The 15638-nt window shown below is 59.6% G+C and carries 16 protein-coding genes; 9 read left to right on the forward strand and 7 right to left on the reverse strand.

Features of this window, described 5'->3' with window-relative positions:
• Positions 1–54 precede the first annotated feature (54 nt).
• From cobU to WH299_RS02310, 7 genes are all read left to right on the forward strand, one after another.
• The gene (cobU, locus tag WH299_RS02280) at positions 55–576 is read left to right on the forward strand and encodes a bifunctional adenosylcobinamide kinase/adenosylcobinamide-phosphate guanylyltransferase (protein ID WP_122726691.1); all 522 of its coding nucleotides are present in this window, start codon (positions 55–57) and stop codon (positions 574–576) included.
• Positions 573–1628: a nicotinate-nucleotide--dimethylbenzimidazole phosphoribosyltransferase gene (gene cobT, locus WH299_RS02285; RefSeq protein ID WP_122726693.1), complete on the forward strand. Its 1056-nt coding sequence runs from the start codon at positions 573–575 to the stop codon at positions 1626–1628. The genes cobU and cobT overlap by 4 nt, the downstream gene beginning before the upstream one ends.
• Positions 1625–2200: an alpha-ribazole phosphatase family protein gene (gene cobC / locus WH299_RS02290; protein ID WP_339549513.1), complete on the forward strand. Its 576-nt coding sequence runs from the start codon at positions 1625–1627 to the stop codon at positions 2198–2200. The genes cobT and cobC overlap by 4 nt, the downstream gene beginning before the upstream one ends.
• Positions 2201–2202: 2 nt before the next feature.
• Complete coding sequence (locus WH299_RS02295) at positions 2203–2931, forward strand: adenosylcobinamide-GDP ribazoletransferase (protein ID WP_028617361.1); 729 nt, start codon at positions 2203–2205, stop codon at positions 2929–2931.
• Between the two features lie 42 nt (positions 2932–2973).
• Complete coding sequence (locus WH299_RS02300) at positions 2974–3378, forward strand: MarR family winged helix-turn-helix transcriptional regulator (RefSeq protein WP_016976530.1); 405 nt, start codon at positions 2974–2976, stop codon at positions 3376–3378.
• Between the two features lie 63 nt (positions 3379–3441).
• Positions 3442–4641, forward strand: a complete 1200-nt coding sequence (locus WH299_RS02305; protein WP_178083546.1) for an MFS transporter — start codon at positions 3442–3444, stop codon at positions 4639–4641.
• 150 nt (positions 4642–4791) lie between these two features.
• The gene (locus tag WH299_RS02310) at positions 4792–5343 is read left to right on the forward strand and encodes a glutathione peroxidase (RefSeq protein WP_122726701.1); all 552 of its coding nucleotides are present in this window, start codon (positions 4792–4794) and stop codon (positions 5341–5343) included.
• 65 nt (positions 5344–5408) lie between these two features.
• On the opposite strand, the gene WH299_RS02315 is transcribed toward WH299_RS02310, so the two are convergent.
• The 4 genes from WH299_RS02315 to WH299_RS02330 form a co-directional block, all read right to left on the reverse strand.
• Positions 5409–6698, reverse strand: coding sequence for an OmpP1/FadL family transporter (locus WH299_RS02315; RefSeq protein WP_028617358.1), 1290 nt, complete (start codon positions 6696–6698; stop codon positions 5409–5411).
• A gap of 146 nt (positions 6699–6844) precedes the next feature.
• Positions 6845–7327: a hypothetical protein gene (locus WH299_RS02320; RefSeq protein WP_323624061.1), complete on the reverse strand. Its 483-nt coding sequence runs from the start codon at positions 7325–7327 to the stop codon at positions 6845–6847.
• Positions 7328–7609: 282 nt separating this feature from the next.
• Positions 7610–7834, reverse strand: coding sequence for a hypothetical protein (locus tag WH299_RS02325; protein ID WP_005790139.1), 225 nt, complete (start codon positions 7832–7834; stop codon positions 7610–7612).
• 443 nt (positions 7835–8277) lie between these two features.
• Entirely contained in the window at positions 8278–8583 is a 306-nt protein-coding gene (locus WH299_RS02330; protein ID WP_028617356.1) for a hypothetical protein, read from the reverse strand.
• A 457-nt stretch (positions 8584–9040) separates the two neighbouring features.
• On the opposite strand from WH299_RS02330, the gene WH299_RS02335 reads away from it, so the two are divergent.
• Both WH299_RS02335 and rmuC read left to right on the forward strand, forming a co-directional pair.
• The gene (locus tag WH299_RS02335) at positions 9041–9364 is read left to right on the forward strand and encodes a hypothetical protein (RefSeq protein ID WP_025855837.1); all 324 of its coding nucleotides are present in this window, start codon (positions 9041–9043) and stop codon (positions 9362–9364) included.
• A 175-nt stretch (positions 9365–9539) separates the two neighbouring features.
• The gene (rmuC, locus tag WH299_RS02340; protein WP_339549521.1) at positions 9540–10904 is read left to right on the forward strand and encodes a DNA recombination protein RmuC; all 1365 of its coding nucleotides are present in this window, start codon (positions 9540–9542) and stop codon (positions 10902–10904) included.
• Positions 10905–10940: 36 nt separating this feature from the next.
• Here the strand turns inward: rmuC and WH299_RS02345 are convergent, their stop codons facing one another.
• The 3 genes from WH299_RS02345 to WH299_RS02355 form a co-directional block, all read right to left on the reverse strand.
• On the reverse strand, positions 10941–14411 hold the full coding sequence (locus WH299_RS02345; protein ID WP_123474471.1) for a hybrid sensor histidine kinase/response regulator: 3471 nt from the start codon (positions 14409–14411) through the stop codon (positions 10941–10943).
• A gap of 73 nt (positions 14412–14484) precedes the next feature.
• Positions 14485–14892 (reverse strand): YbaN family protein, encoded by a 408-nt coding sequence (locus tag WH299_RS02350; protein WP_068937106.1) that lies wholly within the window; start codon positions 14890–14892, stop codon positions 14485–14487.
• 20 nt (positions 14893–14912) lie between these two features.
• Positions 14913–15500, reverse strand: coding sequence for a UPF0149 family protein (locus tag WH299_RS02355; protein ID WP_028617351.1), 588 nt, complete (start codon positions 15498–15500; stop codon positions 14913–14915).
• Positions 15501–15638: the final 138 nt, after the last annotated feature.

Raw genomic sequence — 15638 nt, forward strand, 5'->3', positions numbered from 1 at the left:
CGCAGGCAAGCCAGCTCCCACATTTGACCGCGTTGTAAATAAAGGTGTGACGCTATGCTCCAACTGATCCTCGGTGGCGCCCGTTCCGGCAAAAGCCGCCTCGCCGAAAAGCTCGCCAGCGACAGTGGGTTGCCCGTCACTTACATCGCCACCAGCCAACCGCTGGATGGTGAGATGAATCAGCGCGTCGCGCTGCATCGCCAGCGTCGCCCTGACCATTGGGGTCTGATCGAAGAGCCCGTCGAACTGGCTCGCGTACTACGCGAAAACGCGGCTGTCGGGCAATGCCTGCTAGTGGATTGCCTGACCCTGTGGCTCACCAATCTGCTGATGCTTGAAGACTCTAACCGACTGGCGTCCGAACGCGATCAATTGCTGGAAACCCTGGCCACGCTGCCGGGTGAAATCATTTTTGTCAGCAACGAGACCGGTCTGGGTGTCGTGCCGCTGGGCGAATTGACTCGCCGCTATGTGGATGAAGCCGGTTGGCTGCATCAAGCCTTGGCCGAGCGCTGTCAGCGTGTTGTCCTGACGGTTGCCGGCCTGCCCCTGACGTTGAAAGGTACTGCGTTATGACTGACACCTGGTGGCTCAACCCTTGTAAGGCGATCGACGTGCAAGCGTATGAACACGCTCTGGCGCGCCAGCAGCAATTGACCAAGCCGGCCGGCTCCCTCGGCCAGCTGGAGGCGCTGGCGGTGCAATTGGCGGGCTTGCAGGGCCAGGTTAAACCTTTGGTGGATCACGTGTGGATTGCCATCTTCGCCGGTGACCACGGCGTGGTCGCGGAAGGCGTGTCGGCGTTTCCTCAGGAAGTCACCGGGCAGATGCTGCTCAACTTTGTCAGCGGTGGTGCGGCCATCAGTGTGTTGGCGCGGCAGTTGGATGCACAGTTGGAAGTGGTCGACCTCGGCACGGTCACGCCGTCCCTGGAGCTGCCCGGTGTGCGTCACCTGAATATCGGCGCGGGCACCGCCAATTTCGTCAACGGTCCGGCGATGACCGAGGCTCAGGGGCAGCTCGCTCTGCAAGCCGGCCGCGACAGTGTGCGACGTGCATTGGCGAGCGGGGCGCAGCTGTTTATCGGTGGTGAGATGGGCATCGGCAACACCACCGCCGCTAGTGCGCTGGCGTGTGCCTTGCTCGATTGTCAGGTCAGTGATCTCACGGGGCCCGGTACGGGCTTGAATGCCCAAGGCGTCAGCCACAAGGTGGCCGTGATCGAGCGAGCCCTGGCGCTGCACGCCGGTCAGCGTGGTGATGCGTTGCAGACGCTGTTCAATCTGGGCGGCTTTGAAATTGCCGCGCTGGTGGGCGCATACCTGGCCTGCGCCCAGGACGGCATCGTGGTGCTGGTGGATGGCTTTATCTGCACCGTTGCGGCGCTGGTCGCGACACGCTTGAACCCGGCATGCCGTGAATGGCTGCTGTTTGGCCATCGCGGCGCCGAGCCGGGTCATCGCCATGTGTTGCAAAGCCTCGACGCGCAGCCGCTGCTGGAACTGGGCCTGCGCTTGGGCGAAGGCAGTGGCGCGGCGTTGGCGGTTCCGTTGGTGCGTCTGGCGTGTGCATTGCACGGGCAGATGGCGACATTCGCCGAAGCCGCCGTGGCAGACCGCCCGGCATGACCTTGCGCCTGGACCTGCTGCGTCACGGCGAAACCGAGCTGGGCGGCGGCCTGCGCGGCAGTCTAGACGATGCACTCACCGCCAACGGCTGGGCGCAGATGCGCGCGGCTGTGATGGAACAGGGGCCGTGGGACCGACTGGTCAGCTCGCCGCTGCAACGCTGCGCGCGGTTTGCCGAGGAGTTGGGGGCTCAACTGAAGCTGCCGGTGATCCTGGAAAAGGATCTGCAAGAGTTGCACTTCGGTGCCTGGGAAGGGCAGAGCGCGGCGGCCTTGATGGAGACCGACGCCGAAGGGCTTGGGTTGTTCTGGGCTGATCCCTACCGCTTTACGCCACCGGAGGGGGAGCCGGTCAGCGCTTTTTCCGACCGGGTCCTGGGCGCTGTCGCACGCTTGCATCAGGCCTATGCCGGTGAGCGTGTGTTGTTGATCAGTCATGGCGGTGTCATGCGTCTGCTACTGGCGCAAGCACGTGGTTTGCCGAGGGAGCAATTGCTGAACGTCGAAGTGGGCCATGGCGGGTTGTTCAGTCTGTACGTCGCCGCTGACGGCGCCCTGAAGGAAGGGGATTAGACATGTTGCCCTTCTGGATCGCCCTGCAGTTTCTCAGCAGTTTGCCGATTCGCTTGCCGGGTATGCCGCAGCCTCAGGAATTGGGGCGTTCACTGCTGTTTTATCCGGTCGTGGGTGTGTTGTTCGGTGTGCTGTTGTGGGGCTTGAATTCGGTATTGATGGGCGCGCCGTTGTTGCTGCATGCCGCATTGCTGCTGGCGGCCTGGGTGTTGCTCAGTGGTGGCCTGCACCTGGACGGATTGGCGGACAGTGCCGATGCCTGGCTCGGCGGTTTTGGCGACCGCGAGCGTACGCTGACAATCATGAAGGACCCACGTAGCGGGCCGATTGCCGTAGTCACCCTCGGGTTGGTGCTGCTGCTCAAGTTCACCGCGTTGGTAGCCTTGATTGAGCAACACAACGGCGCGGCGCTGATCCTGGCGCCGCTGATCGGCCGCGCCTCGATGCTGGCACTGTTTCTCACCACGCGTTATGTGCGTGCCGGTGGATTGGGCCAGGCATTGTCGGATCATTTACCGAGAATTGTCGGCCAACAGGTACTGATCCTCAGTGGTTTGGCCTGCATCCTCATCGGCGGCTTCAGTGGCGGGATGGCTGTACTGCTCGCTGTGATCTGCTTCCTGGGGCTGCGCCAACTAATGGTCAATCGGCTGGGTGGTACCACGGGCGATACCGCAGGCGCCTTGCTGGAGCTGCTGGAAGTCGCGGTTCTGGTCGGCCTGGCGCTGTAACACTTTCTTGCATTTCCTTAATCGCGGGTATATACACCTTCCATGCTTGCCTCCCAATGTTTATGTACCAACCTGCGACGTGCCGCCCGTGGCGTCAGCAGGCATTACGACGGCGCCCTGGATGGCTTCGGGATCAACGTCGCCCAGTATTCTTTGCTGTGTAACTTGCAGCGCCTCGATCAGCCGAGCATTTCCAGCCTGGCGGAAGCCATGGGCCTGGATCGCAGCACCTTGGGGCGCAACCTGCGGGTGCTGGAAGGCGAGGGCCTGGTGCGGTTGGTGGAAGGCGATGACCTGCGCAACCGCCTGGTGATGTTGACCGAGGACGGTGTCGCACGACTGGCCGCGGCATTACCCGCCTGGGAGGCGGCGCAGCAGAAATTGATCGATCAACTCGGCGCGGAAAAACGCGAAACCTTGTTGGCCTTGCTGGATGAACTCGCCTGAGCGCGGATTTGTTCGAATACAAGCGGGTATATACCCGCGAGCGGAGAATAAGAAATGACCTCGATGTGGCGCACCAGTGGATGGATTCTTGTAGGGAGTGCGCTGATCCTGGCGTTGTCGTTGGGCGTGCGGCACGGTTTCGGCCTGTTCCTGGCACCGATGAGCAGCGAATTCGGCTGGGGCCGTGAGACCTTCGCCTTTGCCATCGCCTTGCAGAATCTGATCTGGGGCCTGGCGCAACCGTTCACCGGCGCCCTGGCTGACCGCTTTGGCGCGACTAAAGCGGTGTTCGTCGGCGGCGTCCTGTACGCGGCGGGCCTGGTGTTGATGGGCATGTCCGATTCGGCGTGGTCGTTGTCCTTAAGTGCCGGCTTGCTGATTGGTATCGGCCTGTCCGGCACCTCGTTCTCGGTGATTCTGGGTGTGGTCGGCCGGGCTGTGGCGCCGGAAAAACGCAGCATGGCGATGGGCATCGCGAGTGCTGCCGGTTCGTTCGGTCAGTTCGCCATGGTGCCGGGCACCTTGGGCTTGATCAGCTGGTTGGGTTGGTCTGCGGCACTGCTGGCACTGGGCCTGATGGTGGCGCTGATCCTGCCTCTGGTGAGCATGCTCAAGGACCGACCATTACCGGTGGTGGCGGGTCAGCAAACCTTGCGCGAAGCCTTGAAGGAAGCCTGTTCCCATTCCGGTTTCTGGCTGTTGGCCTTCGGCTTTTTTGTCTGCGGTTTCCAGGTGGTGTTTATCGGCGTGCATTTGCCGGCCTACCTGGTGGATCAGCACTTGCCGGCCACCGTCGGTACCACGGTGTTGGCGCTGATTGGTCTATTCAATATTTTCGGCACCTACACCGCCGGCTGGCTCGGTGGGCGCATGTCCAAGCCGCGCTTGTTGACCGGTTTGTACCTGCTGCGTGCGGTGGTGATCGTGCTGTTCCTGTGGGCGCCGGTCACTGAAGTTACCGCCTATCTGTTTGGCATGGCGATGGGCTTCCTGTGGCTGTCTACCGTTCCGCTGACCAACGGCACTGTCGCCACATTGTTCGGCGTACGAAACCTCTCCATGCTCGGTGGGATCGTGTTCCTGTTCCACCAACTCGGTTCGTTCCTGGGTGGCTGGCTGGGCGGGGTGGTCTATGATCGAACCGGCAACTACGATTTGATCTGGCAGGTCGCGATCCTGCTGAGCCTGCTTGCCGCGGCCCTGAATTGGCCGGTACGCGAGCGGCCAGTGGCGCGATTGCAGGCGCAGATGGAGGCGGCATGAGCATAGCGATACGCGGGTTGATACTCGCCGTGGTGTTGGTTTTGATGTTGCTGGCTTGGTGGGGCTGGCAAAACGGCGGGCTGGCGTTGATGCAACTGGGTATGTCGATCTGTTAAGTTCGTGGTTTGACTACTTTCAAGGACACACGACATGCAGATGCGGTGGCTTGCTGTACCCGTCCTGATGGCTATTGGCAGTGCTGCGCTGGCTGCCAGTTGCCCGCCGCTGCTGGAAGGCCAATTGCCCAAGCTGCGCGCCAAGGAATCCATCGATCTGTGCCAGCGCTTTGCCGGCAAGCCCCTGGTCATCGTCAACACCGCTAGCTTTTGCGGATTCGCCCCACAGTTCAAAAGTCTCGAAGCGTTGTATCAACGCTACAAGGGCGAAGGGCTGGAAGTGATCGGCGTGCCATCGGATGACTTCAAGCAGGAAGCCAAGACCGGCGAAGAAACCGCCAAGGTCTGCTACGTGAATTACGGCGTGACCTTCACCATGACCGAGCCACAGAAGGTCAAGGGGCCGGATGCGGTGCATCTATTCAAGGTGTTGGCGCAGCAGACCGACGCGCCGCCGAAGTGGAATTTCTACAAGTACGTGGTGGATCGGCAGGGCAAGGTGATTGCCAACTTTTCCAGCCTCACCAAGCCGGACAGTCCGGACATGATCAAGGCAGTGGAGGAGGCGATAGCGTCCAAGCCTTGATCGTCTGCCATTAAAAAGCCCCGCCTCCTTTGCAGGAGAGCGGGGCTTTTTTATAGGGTGTCAGGTCAGAACTTGTACGTTACGCCCAGGCCAAAACCGTTGGCGCTGTTTTCGTACTTAGCATTGTAGGACTGGCCCAATGCGTTAGCGCGAGCGACCTTGACTGGTTCTTCCTTGAGGTAGGAGTAAGCCAGGTCAACGGTCATATTCGGCATTACATCGTAACCAAGGCCGAGACTGAAGATAGTCCGGTCACCGGTTGGGATACGCGGCGAACGGTCTTTGTTGTTGGTAGGCGACTGGTCGAAGGTCAGGCCGGTACGCAGCACCACTTGCTTGGTGACACGATACGAGGTACCCAAGGCATAGGCCCAAGTGTCGTGCCAGTTCTGGTCTTCTTTGATGGTGCCGACAATTTGCGGAGCCAAAACACCGCTACCGGCTGCGGCCGATACACCTTCGTTGTTGACGGTAATGTCTTTCAAGCGGCTCCAACGGGTCCAAGTAGCGCCGGCGTAGAGTTTCCACGCGTCGCTCATGTCTTGAGTAACCGAGAAGTCCCAGGATTCAGGCGTGTCGATCTTCAGCGACGCGTCGTAGCGGCCATTGTTCAGCAGCGCAGCCGGAACGTTGGTGCCTTTGGTCACTTCAGTATGGCCTTCGAGCTTGTACTTCACCTTCGAGTGGTAGGTCAGGCCCACGCGAGTTGTATCAGTGGCTTGAACCAGCAGGCCGGCATTGAAGCCGACGGCGGTGTCATCTCCCTTGATCTTGATGTTGTTGGAGCCGGTACCAGCGATTGGCAGGTTGATATCGGACTCAAGCGTACCAGCGATACGGTTGATGGTCGGGCCAAAACCAATGGAAACCCGATCGTTGAAGGCGTAGCTCACCGTAGGCTGGAAGGTGATGACCGTCACTTCGCTTTTGCTGCCAAAAGCTTTGCCTTGGAAGCCACTTTCGTAGTCTGTCACGAGACCAAACGGAGCATAGACGCCGAAACCTACAGCCCATTGTTCGTTAAGTTTATTGGTGTAGAAACCGAAAGGAACGGCAGTGAAAGGCACCATATCGCCTTTGTTCGTGCCTGTGGAGCGGCCGCTGACATCCTTGATGTTGCTTGAGGCATCAATCGCTGCAACACCGCCAGTGACTTGCTGGCCTTCAAGGCGAGCCATACCGGCAGGGTTACCATAAACGGTACTTGCATTTTCGGCAGAAGAAGAGCGGCCTGCGAAACCCGTTCCCATTCCTGCGACGTCTTGTTCGTTAAGGGCAAAGCCACTTGCGAATACGTGGGAAGAGGCCATGGCAACGGCGAGGCTAAGTGTGGTCTTGAGCATTACTTTTTTCATTATTAGAACTCCGTGGTGATCACCGCTGCGGAAAGTAACAATAATTTTAAGATCGCGCTATAGGCTGTAATGTAGGAGATAGAGCGGTTTTGTAGGACAATCCGACCAAATTCCCGGGTTTTTGACGAATCTTGCAAATTGCCCGGTCAGCAAACCACGTGATTCATGGGCGAAACACAGGTTTGCCAGGCTTGAGTGAAATCGCGCAGCCGTCCTTGTGGGTGAAAAATTTCTTTCCAGATACGTGCCATTGCCAGCACATCACCGGGCGGAGGCAGCGCGGGGGTGTGTTGTTCGACCAAAAGCCAGGCGATGGCTGTGGCGTAACGCAGGTTGACGGTGAGTTCCAGTTGCGGCGCGCTGAGGAAGGCGTGCTGGCTCGCGAGCCCACGTACCAGGCTGGCGCGCTCGGGGTCCAGCGCCAGGTAGTCATCCCACAAGGCGCGGTGGCGCGGTTCGGTGATGCTGTACAGGCCATGCCCACGGCGGTCGTGCAACGCTGAACCGAGTTCCGACTGGCTGGCGGCAATGCCCAGCAGCAGGGACTCGGCCGTTGGGTTATGGCGGCCCAGGTACATCAAGGTCGGCCGGATCACATAACGACACAATTCGCTGGCAGCGATACCCATACAAGCCTCAATCCGTGAAAGTGGTCGACGAAGCCTGAGAAGGTGTGGGGGCTTGGCAGCAGTGGATCGGATCTCAGGCTCGCCGGAAGCGGATCATGCCGCTTGAGTTGAAGTGTAGTGTCATATTTATGATGTAAAGGACTGTTTTTAAAACATCTTCTTCATTTAGTTATAACGTTTATATCTATTTGAACTTAGTGCAAAAGCTCGATTAGCAAATTCCGGGCAATAAAAAACCCTGCTTTTTAAACAGGGTTTTTGTGTTTCAGCGACTCAGGTCGATCAGGCAGTCAGTGCCTGACGGGTACGCTCGATCACGGCCTGCAGCGGTTCTGCGCTGGAGTATTGATCGGGGTACAGGCGTTCGCTGTGACGAGCGATGCCGTGTTCGTTGACCAGGGTGAAGCTGAAGCAGCCTTTGCGAGCGGCCATGATCAGGCAGTTCATTGGAGCAAAAGCGTTGGTGAGGGTGCGAATGGCATCCTGAGTATGGATTTGAGCGTTCATATTATTGGTGTTCCTACAAATGACACAGATAAGAACCGTGCCGTATTAAAACGTTCCAGCGACGTTGACCACGATTGATCGAACGAAGAAACCGACTGGAACAAAGCAGCCAGTTTGAAGCGCTGATAAGTTAGGCGCGCTTGGGCTGGCAGGTAGGTACTTAGGAGGGCAGGCAACACAACAGGGGCAAAGGTTCTGGGCCCGGGGTGAAGATCCTGATCAATTTGCAGGTTGGTTCGGTCAGAGTATGGAAACTTCGCGCCACCCTTTGCTTGTTCAAAGGCAGTGTCGTCGCAAGTGATACCTGGAAACCATCGAGGTGGTCGATCCCGTGTTGGACAAGGGAGTTGTTCGACCAGAATTGACTTTCAGCTTGGTACTAACGCCGCGGATAGTAACGGATTGAAGCAGGTAAGGGAAGTATGTCAGTCAAAAAATTTCCATCAGCCGCCCAGCAGGCCCCGATAGACCAGCACCGTAGTCGCTGCCGCCAGTGAACAGCCCAGCCCATAGGCGGCGAGGGTCAGACGTAGGGATTGGCCAGTCTCGACCACTTTCATCACGTCGCCCATGTCGTTTATCCGGCCTTCGCCCAGTTCGATGCACAGGCTCACGGCAGTGAACGCCGCCGACAGCAGGATCGCAATGGCGAACAGCGCCCCATCCGGTGACGGCAGTGCTGCATTGATCCCCAAGGAAACGGCGCAGATGGCCAGCAGCAATACGGCGAATAACAGAATCCCTTTCATCAACCCACCCATTGTTGCGTTGTAGGTCGGGGAGTGTGGCGAGCCGAGAAAGATTTGAAAAGTCCCCGATTTGTCCCTGCGGTAACATTTTTGTAGCGAGTGGCTTCAAAAAAAGCCGGTGATATAACCATCGGATGGGTACTTGTGCACATTGGTTGCGGCGTGTGTAACCGCACTGTCAACTGCAATGCGAGGCCGCCATTTGCCTGCAATGAAAATTTAAGTCAATGAAAAATCTGGCTTTTTTTTATTGGTGAAAAAATCGTCAGTTTGACTGCGGCCCCCATTCCATGGGGCTTTGCGGGAGTTAAAGGAGGGTTGTCCACTGAGTTATCCACAGCTTCTGTGGATTGTCCCGAGCGCTTGCTCTAGAACGGGCGTGCAGAGTTTTTTCAGCTTTACCTGTGCGAAAAAAAGAGTAGAGTGGCGCGCCTTCCGTTCTGTCCCACAGTGCTTTATGAAGTTTCGCTCAGTATCACCTTCTGTTACCGACACTCCTCAAACTGTTACCGCCCCCAAGCGCTTCTCCTTGAAAGTTGCCTTGTGGTTGCTCGACAGTCCTCGCCTGGGCCACAACACCAACGTCAAGCATTTCGCCGGGCGTTTGCTCAAGCAGCCAGCCCGGGAAGGTGTGGTCGCTGCACAGAGCCGCCTGGGCCAACTGATGTGCCGCGAATGCGGGAATGCCCGCGACCGCCGCATCGGCCACGACCTGCTACGCCTGGCCGCCCGCGCCGGTGACCGCCGCGCCCAGCGCGAATTGGGCCAGGTCGAAGACTGAGCTGTCCTCAGGCCCTGTGCTCCGCTAACCTTGTTTTTTTTCGGTGATGGCAGACATGTCTATGGTTTTTGACTGGACCAGTATTGCCCTGGGCCTGGCTGGCGCTGCCGTGCCTTTATTGGCCGTGTGCTGGCAGCTCCAGCGACGTTTGACCGCACGCATGACTGGCTGGGAGTTGCTCGAGGAGCGTTTGGCCACTGCACAGCTGGCCCAGGAAGGCTTGGCCGCACAGCTGGATGCCAGCCGCGATGAAATCAGCGACTTGAGCCAAGCCAACGCCGCCAAGCAAGCCGATCTCGCAGCAGTACGCCGCGAGGTCGAGTTGCTGCAAATCGATCGTGACAACGCCCGCGATGCTGCCCACGCCTGGAACCTTGATCGTAGCGCCAAGGAAACCGAGCTGCGTCGCCTCGATGCATTGTCGGCCGCCTTGCGCGCCGAATTGCGTGAACAGCAGGACAGCCATCAACAACGCCTCACCGACCTGCAAGGCTCGCGCGATGAGCTGCGTGCGCAATTCGCCGAGCTGGCCGGCAAGATCTTCGATGAGCGCGAACAGCGCTTCGCCGAAACCAGCCAGGAACGCCTGGGCCAATTGCTCGACCCGCTGAAGGAGCGCATCCAGTCCTTCGAAAAACGCGTGGAAGAAAGCTATCAGAACGAGGCGCGCGAGCGTTTTTCCCTGGCTAAAGAGCTGGAGCGCCTACAGCAACTCAACCTGCGTCTGTCGGACGAGGCGACCAACCTGACCCGCGCGCTCAAGGGCCAGAAAACCCAAGGTAACTGGGGAGAGCTGATCCTTGAACGGGTGCTGGAGCATGCAGGCCTGGAGAAGGGCCGTGAATACCAGACCCAGGTCAGCCTCAAAGGCCCGGATGGCGAGCGGTTCCAGCCCGATGTATTGATCATGTTGCCCGGCGACAAGCAGGTGGTGGTGGACTCCAAGGTCAGTCTCACTGCGTATCAACAGTACGTGGCGGCGGAGGATGAAGTTATCGGCCAGGCGGCCCTGAAGCAGCATGTGCTATCGCTGCGGAACCATGTCAAAGGCTTGGCCGGTAAGGATTACAAACGCCTCGAAGGCTTGCACAGCCTGGATTTCGTGTTGCTGTTCGTGCCCATCGAGGCGGCGTTTTCTGCTGCATTGCAGGCCGAGCCCAACCTGTTCCAGGAAGCGTTTGACCGCCACATCGTGATCGTCAGCCCGACCACCTTGCTCGCGACCCTGCGCGTGATCGACAGCTTGTGGAAGCACGAACGTCAGAGCCAGAACGCCCGGGAAATCGCCGAACGCGCCGGGTGGCTGTACGACAAGTTCGTACTGTTCATCCAGGACCTGGACGAAGTGGGCAACCGCTTGCAGCAGTTGGATAAGGCTTACAGCGCGGCGCGGAACAAGCTGACAGATGGACGTGGAAATCTGGTCAGCCGGGTCGAGCAATTGAAGCTGCTCGGTGCTCGGGCCAGTAAGAGCCTGCCGGCCGATTTGTTGGAGCGCGCGATGACTGATTCAGACGGTGTGGCCCATCTACCTGAATAAACACAGACCAAAAATGTGGGAGCGGGTACAAACCATTTACAGCGGTAAATGTCGACTCAGCAACGCGCGCAATGCCGCCGGCTTGACTGGCTTGGCCAGGTAATCCAACCCCGCCGCATGCACTTCGGCCACCATTTCCGGTCGGCCGTCGGCGCTGATCACCACGCCGGGAATCGGCTCGGCCAATTGTGCGCGCAACCAGCCCATCAGCTCAGTGCCGGTTTCGCCATGGTCCAGGTGGTAGTCCACCAGTGCCAGTTGCGGGCGCACACCGTCGGCGAGCAACGCCGCGCATTGCGCCTGGTCGGTGGCGGTCCACACTTCACAGCCCCAGCGCGTCAACAGGCTGCGCATGCCGATCAGGATGCTCTCTTCATTGTCCACACACAGCACCTGTGCACCGCTCAACGGCAGTCCGGTTTCCTGTGGCGTCTTGACCTGCGGGCTGGCCTGGTTGCGCGCCAACGGCACGCGCACGCTGAACACGCTGCCTTTGCCTGGCCATGAACGCACGCTCAACCGATGGCCGAGCACGCGACACAAGCCGTCGGCGATTGCCAGGCCCAGCCCTAGGCCTTTCTCTGCGCGGGTCTGGTGGCTGTCCAGGCGCTTGAATTCTTCGAAGATCACCTTCTGTTTATCCAGCGGGATACCGGGGCCACGGTCCCACACTTCCAGGCACAGCTCGCCCTTGCGTCGGCGTACGCCAAGCAGCACCGGGCCGTCGGCATAACGGAAAGCGTTGGTGAGAAAATTCTGCAGGATGCGCCGCAGCAATTTGATGTCGCTGTCGACGCGCAAGCGACTGCCGCGCAGGCGGAAACGCAAGCCTTGCTCTTGGGCCAGCGCTTTAAATTCTGCGCCCAAGGTGTCGAACAGTTCGTTGAGTACAAACGGCTGGCGCTGCGGATTGATCTTGCCGTTTTCCAGGCGTGAGATATCCAGCAGGTCGCTGATCAGGTCTTCGGCAGAGCGCAGTGAGCTGTCCAGGTGCTGCACCAACTGCCGGGCTTCGCTGGACAGTCCGTCGTTCTGGTGGGAGAGGGCAGCGGAAAACAGCCGTGCGGCATTCAAGGGTTGCATCAGGTCATGGCTGACGGCCGCCAGGAAACGCGTCTTCGACTGGCTGGCGGACTCGGCCACGCCCTTGGCATCGGTGAGCGCCACATTGAGTTGCGACAGTTCATGGGTACGCTCGGTCACCCTTTGTTCCAAACCTTCGTTGGCCTCGGTGAGCGCCTGCTCGGCTTCGCGGAACGCGGTAATGTCGGTGAAACTCATAACAAAACCGCCGCCGGGCATCGGGTTGCCGATCAGCTCGATCACCCGACCATTGGGGAACAAGCGCTCGGAGGTGTGCGCACGGCCTTGGCGCATCCAATGCAGGCGTCGCGCCACATGCACTTCGGCCTCGCCCGGTCCGCACAGCCCGCGTTCGGCATTGTAGCGGATGATGTCGGCGATCGGCCGGCCGACGCTGATCAGTCCGTCCGGGTAATTGAACAGCTCCAGATAACGCCGGTTCCAGGCCACCAGTTTGAGGGACTGGTCGACTACGCTGATGCCCTGAGTGATGTTCTCGATGGCGCCTTGTAGCAGCGCGCGGTTGAATTGCAGCACTTCCGACGCTTCGTCGGCGATGCGGACTACGTCTTCCAGCTGCATTTCCCGCCCTTCGATAGCAGCTTTTACGACCGCACGTGTCGAAGATGCCCCCAGCACGCCAGCCAATAGCCGCTCGGTGTGGGCGATCCAATCATTGTCGGCATTCTGGTTAGGGTTGAAGCCTTTGCCTTGGCGATAGGCGAAGCGGATAAAGCTTTGCTGGGCGCGCTCTTCACCGACAAAGCGCGCCGCCAGGCTGAGCAAGTCGCTGATTTGCACGGACAACATCGAGCGAGCGCTGGCGCGTTGGCTGATTTCCTGACCGATGAAACGTCCGGCTTGCCAGTGCTCGGAAACCCGCGTGCGCGACAGCATCGACACCCACACAAACAGCGTGAAGTTACCCGCCAGGGAGAACACGGTGCCCAAGGTCAACGACGTGACGGACAGGCCCAGCGGGTGGGAATGCATCCACGTCAGCCCAGGGAAAAGGCTGAGGGACCAGCCCAGGCTTTTCGCCGTCACCGGTAGGACCAAGGTGTAGAACCACAGGAAAGTACCGGCTGCCAGCCCGGCGAACACCCCGCGTCGGTTGGCCTGTTTCCAATACAGCGCACCGAGCATGGCCGGAGCCAGTTGGGTCACGGCGGCAAAGGCGATCTGGCCGATGGTCGCCAGGCTCGCGGTGGAGCCCAGCAAGCGATAGCTGACGTAGGCCAGCAACAGAATGATCACGATGCTCACGCGGCGTACCGACAGCATCCAGTGGCGGAACACTTCGAACGGCCGCTCGGCGCTGGAACGACGCAGCAGCCAGGGCAGCAGCATGTCGTTGGACACCATGGTCGACAAGGCGATGCTCGCCACGATGACCATGCCGGTGGCGGCTGATGCGCCACCGATAAATGCCAGCACGGCCAGCGCGGGATGAGCTTCGGCCATCGGCAGGCTGATCACGTAGGAGTCCGGCAGTACCGAGCTGGGCAGCAGCATCTTGCCGCCCAAGGCGATCGGTACTACAAACAGTGCGGCAAGAATCAGATAGGCGGGAAACACCCACTTAGCCAGGCGCAGGTCCTGGGGGTCGATGTTCTCCACCACCGTGACGTGGAATTGCCGGGGCAGGCAGATGATCGCCATCATGGCCACGCCGGTCTGCACCACCATTGAGGGCCAGTTGACGGTCTCTTTCCAGTATTCCTCCAGCCGTGGCGCGAGCATGGCCTGGCTGAACAGGTCGCCGAAACCGTCGTACAGGCCGTAGGTCACAAACGCGCCGACCGCGAGAAATGCAAACAGCTTGACCAGCGATTCAAAGGCAATCGCCAGCACCATGCCACGGTGGTGTTCCGTGGCATCGAGGTTGCGCGTACCAAACACAATGGTGAACAGCGCCAGCACTAGCGACACGATCAGCGCGGTGTCCTGGGCGCGGGTGCCTGTGGTGTCGGCCCCGGCGCCGATCAGCAGGTTGACCCCCAGCACGATGCCTTTGAGTTGCAGGGCGATATAGGGCAGTACACCGACCAGGCAGATCAGTGCAACCACCACGGCCAAGGATTGGGACTTGCCGTAGCGCGCGGCAATAAAGTCAGCAATGGAGGTGATGTTTTCCTGCTTGCTGATCAGAATCATCTTCTGCAGCACCCAAGGGGCCAGCACCAGCAACAGTACCGGTCCCAGGTAGATCGGTAAAAATGCCCACAGCTGCTCGGCAGCCTGGCCTACAGCGCCGAAGAATGTCCAACTGGTGCAGTAAACAGCCAGCGACAGGCTGTACACCCAGGCGCGCATGCGCGGCGGCAATGGCGCGCGGCGGCGGTCACCGTAGAAGGCGATGGCAAACATAATGGCCATATAGGCCAGGGCAACGGCGGCGATCAGCCCGCTGGACAACGTCATGGTAACTCCGCACATAAGAACACCCAGGCATTCCAGGCCCGGTTGGACAGTCTCGCAGAATGCCTGGGGTTAGTCAGTGTCGACCAAGGTCGTGTGGGTTCTTATGCCGCAGGGTCTTTTGGCGCAGGATATAGACCGTCACCAGTACCGCGCTGGTCAGCATGAACCCGCGCGCCCACGGCAGTGGCACCAGGTAGCAGGACACGCCAATGCTCAGCCACATCAAACCGATGGCGTAGACCTTGCCTTTGAGGGGAATGCCATTGCCATCCAGGTAGTCACGGATCCACGGCCCCAAGCGCGGGTGTTGCACCAGCCAATGGTAGAAACGCGGGGAGCTTCGAGCGAAGCAGGCGGCGGCGAGCAGCAGGAAGGGCGTAGTCGGCAATACCGGTAGGAAAATGCCGATCACCCCCAACGCTACACTGAGCCAGCCGATGGCCAGGAGCAGGTAGCGCAGGAGCAGAGAGCGATTGCCCATGGGTGTCACGGGCAAGCGACTCAGTGGTGACGTGGCTTGAGGATCGCCGGTTTTTCGTCAGGTGCGTTGCACAGCAGGTACAGCGCGGTCAGGGCTTCCGGGATCTGAACGATCATGTCGTCCATCAGGTTGGCGTCGGCAGCAATGTCGGCGAACTCAGGCTGGTCGTCGAACAGGCCCGAACCGACCATGATCGGCAGCAGCATTTCGCTGACTTCTTCCTCGGCGGTTTCAAACCAGGCGGCTTCGCGCAGGAACACGCCTTCCATGAAGCCGATGCACCAGCCGCGCAGGTCGGAGTCATCCGGTTCTTCGCCCAGGTCCAGTTCGCATGGCAGCTCGAACTCCTCGTCGGAGGCCAGTTGACGACCGATGTGGGCCTTGAGGGCCAGCAGGGTGGATTCGATTTCTTCGCGTTGGGCAGCATCGGCGTAGTGCGGCTCTTCGGCGAACAGTGCATCGATCCATTCACGGTCGGGGACGACGTCGGAGCAGATCGACAGGGCGGTCAGGTAGCCGTGGGCGGCCACGTAGTCCAGCGCCTCGTCATGCAGCTCATCGGCGTCGAGGAAGGCTTGCAGGCGGGTTAGTTGCTCAGCGAAGGACATTGAAGGGCTACCTTGGGAATAAACGATGCTGAATTCTAGGCTTTCTTGAGCGCACAGGCCAGCCGCACTGCATATTTGCCAGGTTTTAGATAGCGCCCGCTATTCGTCAGTGGCGCCCTTTGGCGGGTAACGCTCGGG

It is taken from the genome of Pseudomonas sp. MYb541 (genome assembly GCF_037479595.1).
In the GTDB taxonomy this organism is placed as follows: Bacteria; Pseudomonadota; Gammaproteobacteria; order Pseudomonadales; family Pseudomonadaceae; genus Aquipseudomonas; species Aquipseudomonas canadensis.

Excerpts from the sequence above, each read along its gene's own strand:
- WH299_RS02310 (WP_122726701.1), top strand. The coding sequence starts at position 4,792 with ATGCAGATGCGGTGGCTTGCTGTACCCGTCCTGATGGCTATTGGCAGT.
- WH299_RS02300 (WP_016976530.1), top strand. The coding sequence starts at position 2,974 with ATGCTTGCCTCCCAATGTTTATGTACCAACCTGCGACGTGCCGCCCGT.
- WH299_RS02320 (WP_323624061.1), bottom strand. The coding sequence starts at position 7,327 with ATGGGTATCGCTGCCAGCGAATTGTGTCGTTATGTGATCCGGCCGACC.
- WH299_RS02295 (WP_028617361.1), top strand. The coding sequence starts at position 2,203 with ATGTTGCCCTTCTGGATCGCCCTGCAGTTTCTCAGCAGTTTGCCGATT.
- WH299_RS02350 (WP_068937106.1), bottom strand. The coding sequence starts at position 14,892 with ATGGGCAATCGCTCTCTGCTCCTGCGCTACCTGCTCCTGGCCATCGGC.
- cobT (WP_122726693.1), top strand. The coding sequence starts at position 573 with ATGACTGACACCTGGTGGCTCAACCCTTGTAAGGCGATCGACGTGCAA.
- WH299_RS02315 (WP_028617358.1), bottom strand. The coding sequence starts at position 6,698 with ATGAAAAAAGTAATGCTCAAGACCACACTTAGCCTCGCCGTTGCCATG.
- WH299_RS02355 (WP_028617351.1), bottom strand. The coding sequence starts at position 15,500 with ATGTCCTTCGCTGAGCAACTAACCCGCCTGCAAGCCTTCCTCGACGCC.
- WH299_RS02330 (WP_028617356.1), bottom strand. The coding sequence starts at position 8,583 with ATGAAAGGGATTCTGTTATTCGCCGTATTGCTGCTGGCCATCTGCGCC.
- cobU (WP_122726691.1), top strand. The coding sequence starts at position 55 with ATGCTCCAACTGATCCTCGGTGGCGCCCGTTCCGGCAAAAGCCGCCTC.
- WH299_RS02325 (WP_005790139.1), bottom strand. The coding sequence starts at position 7,834 with ATGAACGCTCAAATCCATACTCAGGATGCCATTCGCACCCTCACCAAC.
- WH299_RS02345 (WP_123474471.1), bottom strand. The coding sequence starts at position 14,411 with ATGACGTTGTCCAGCGGGCTGATCGCCGCCGTTGCCCTGGCCTATATG.
- WH299_RS02335 (WP_025855837.1), top strand. The coding sequence starts at position 9,041 with ATGAAGTTTCGCTCAGTATCACCTTCTGTTACCGACACTCCTCAAACT.
- cobC (WP_339549513.1), top strand. The coding sequence starts at position 1,625 with ATGACCTTGCGCCTGGACCTGCTGCGTCACGGCGAAACCGAGCTGGGC.
- WH299_RS02305 (WP_178083546.1), top strand. The coding sequence starts at position 3,442 with ATGTGGCGCACCAGTGGATGGATTCTTGTAGGGAGTGCGCTGATCCTG.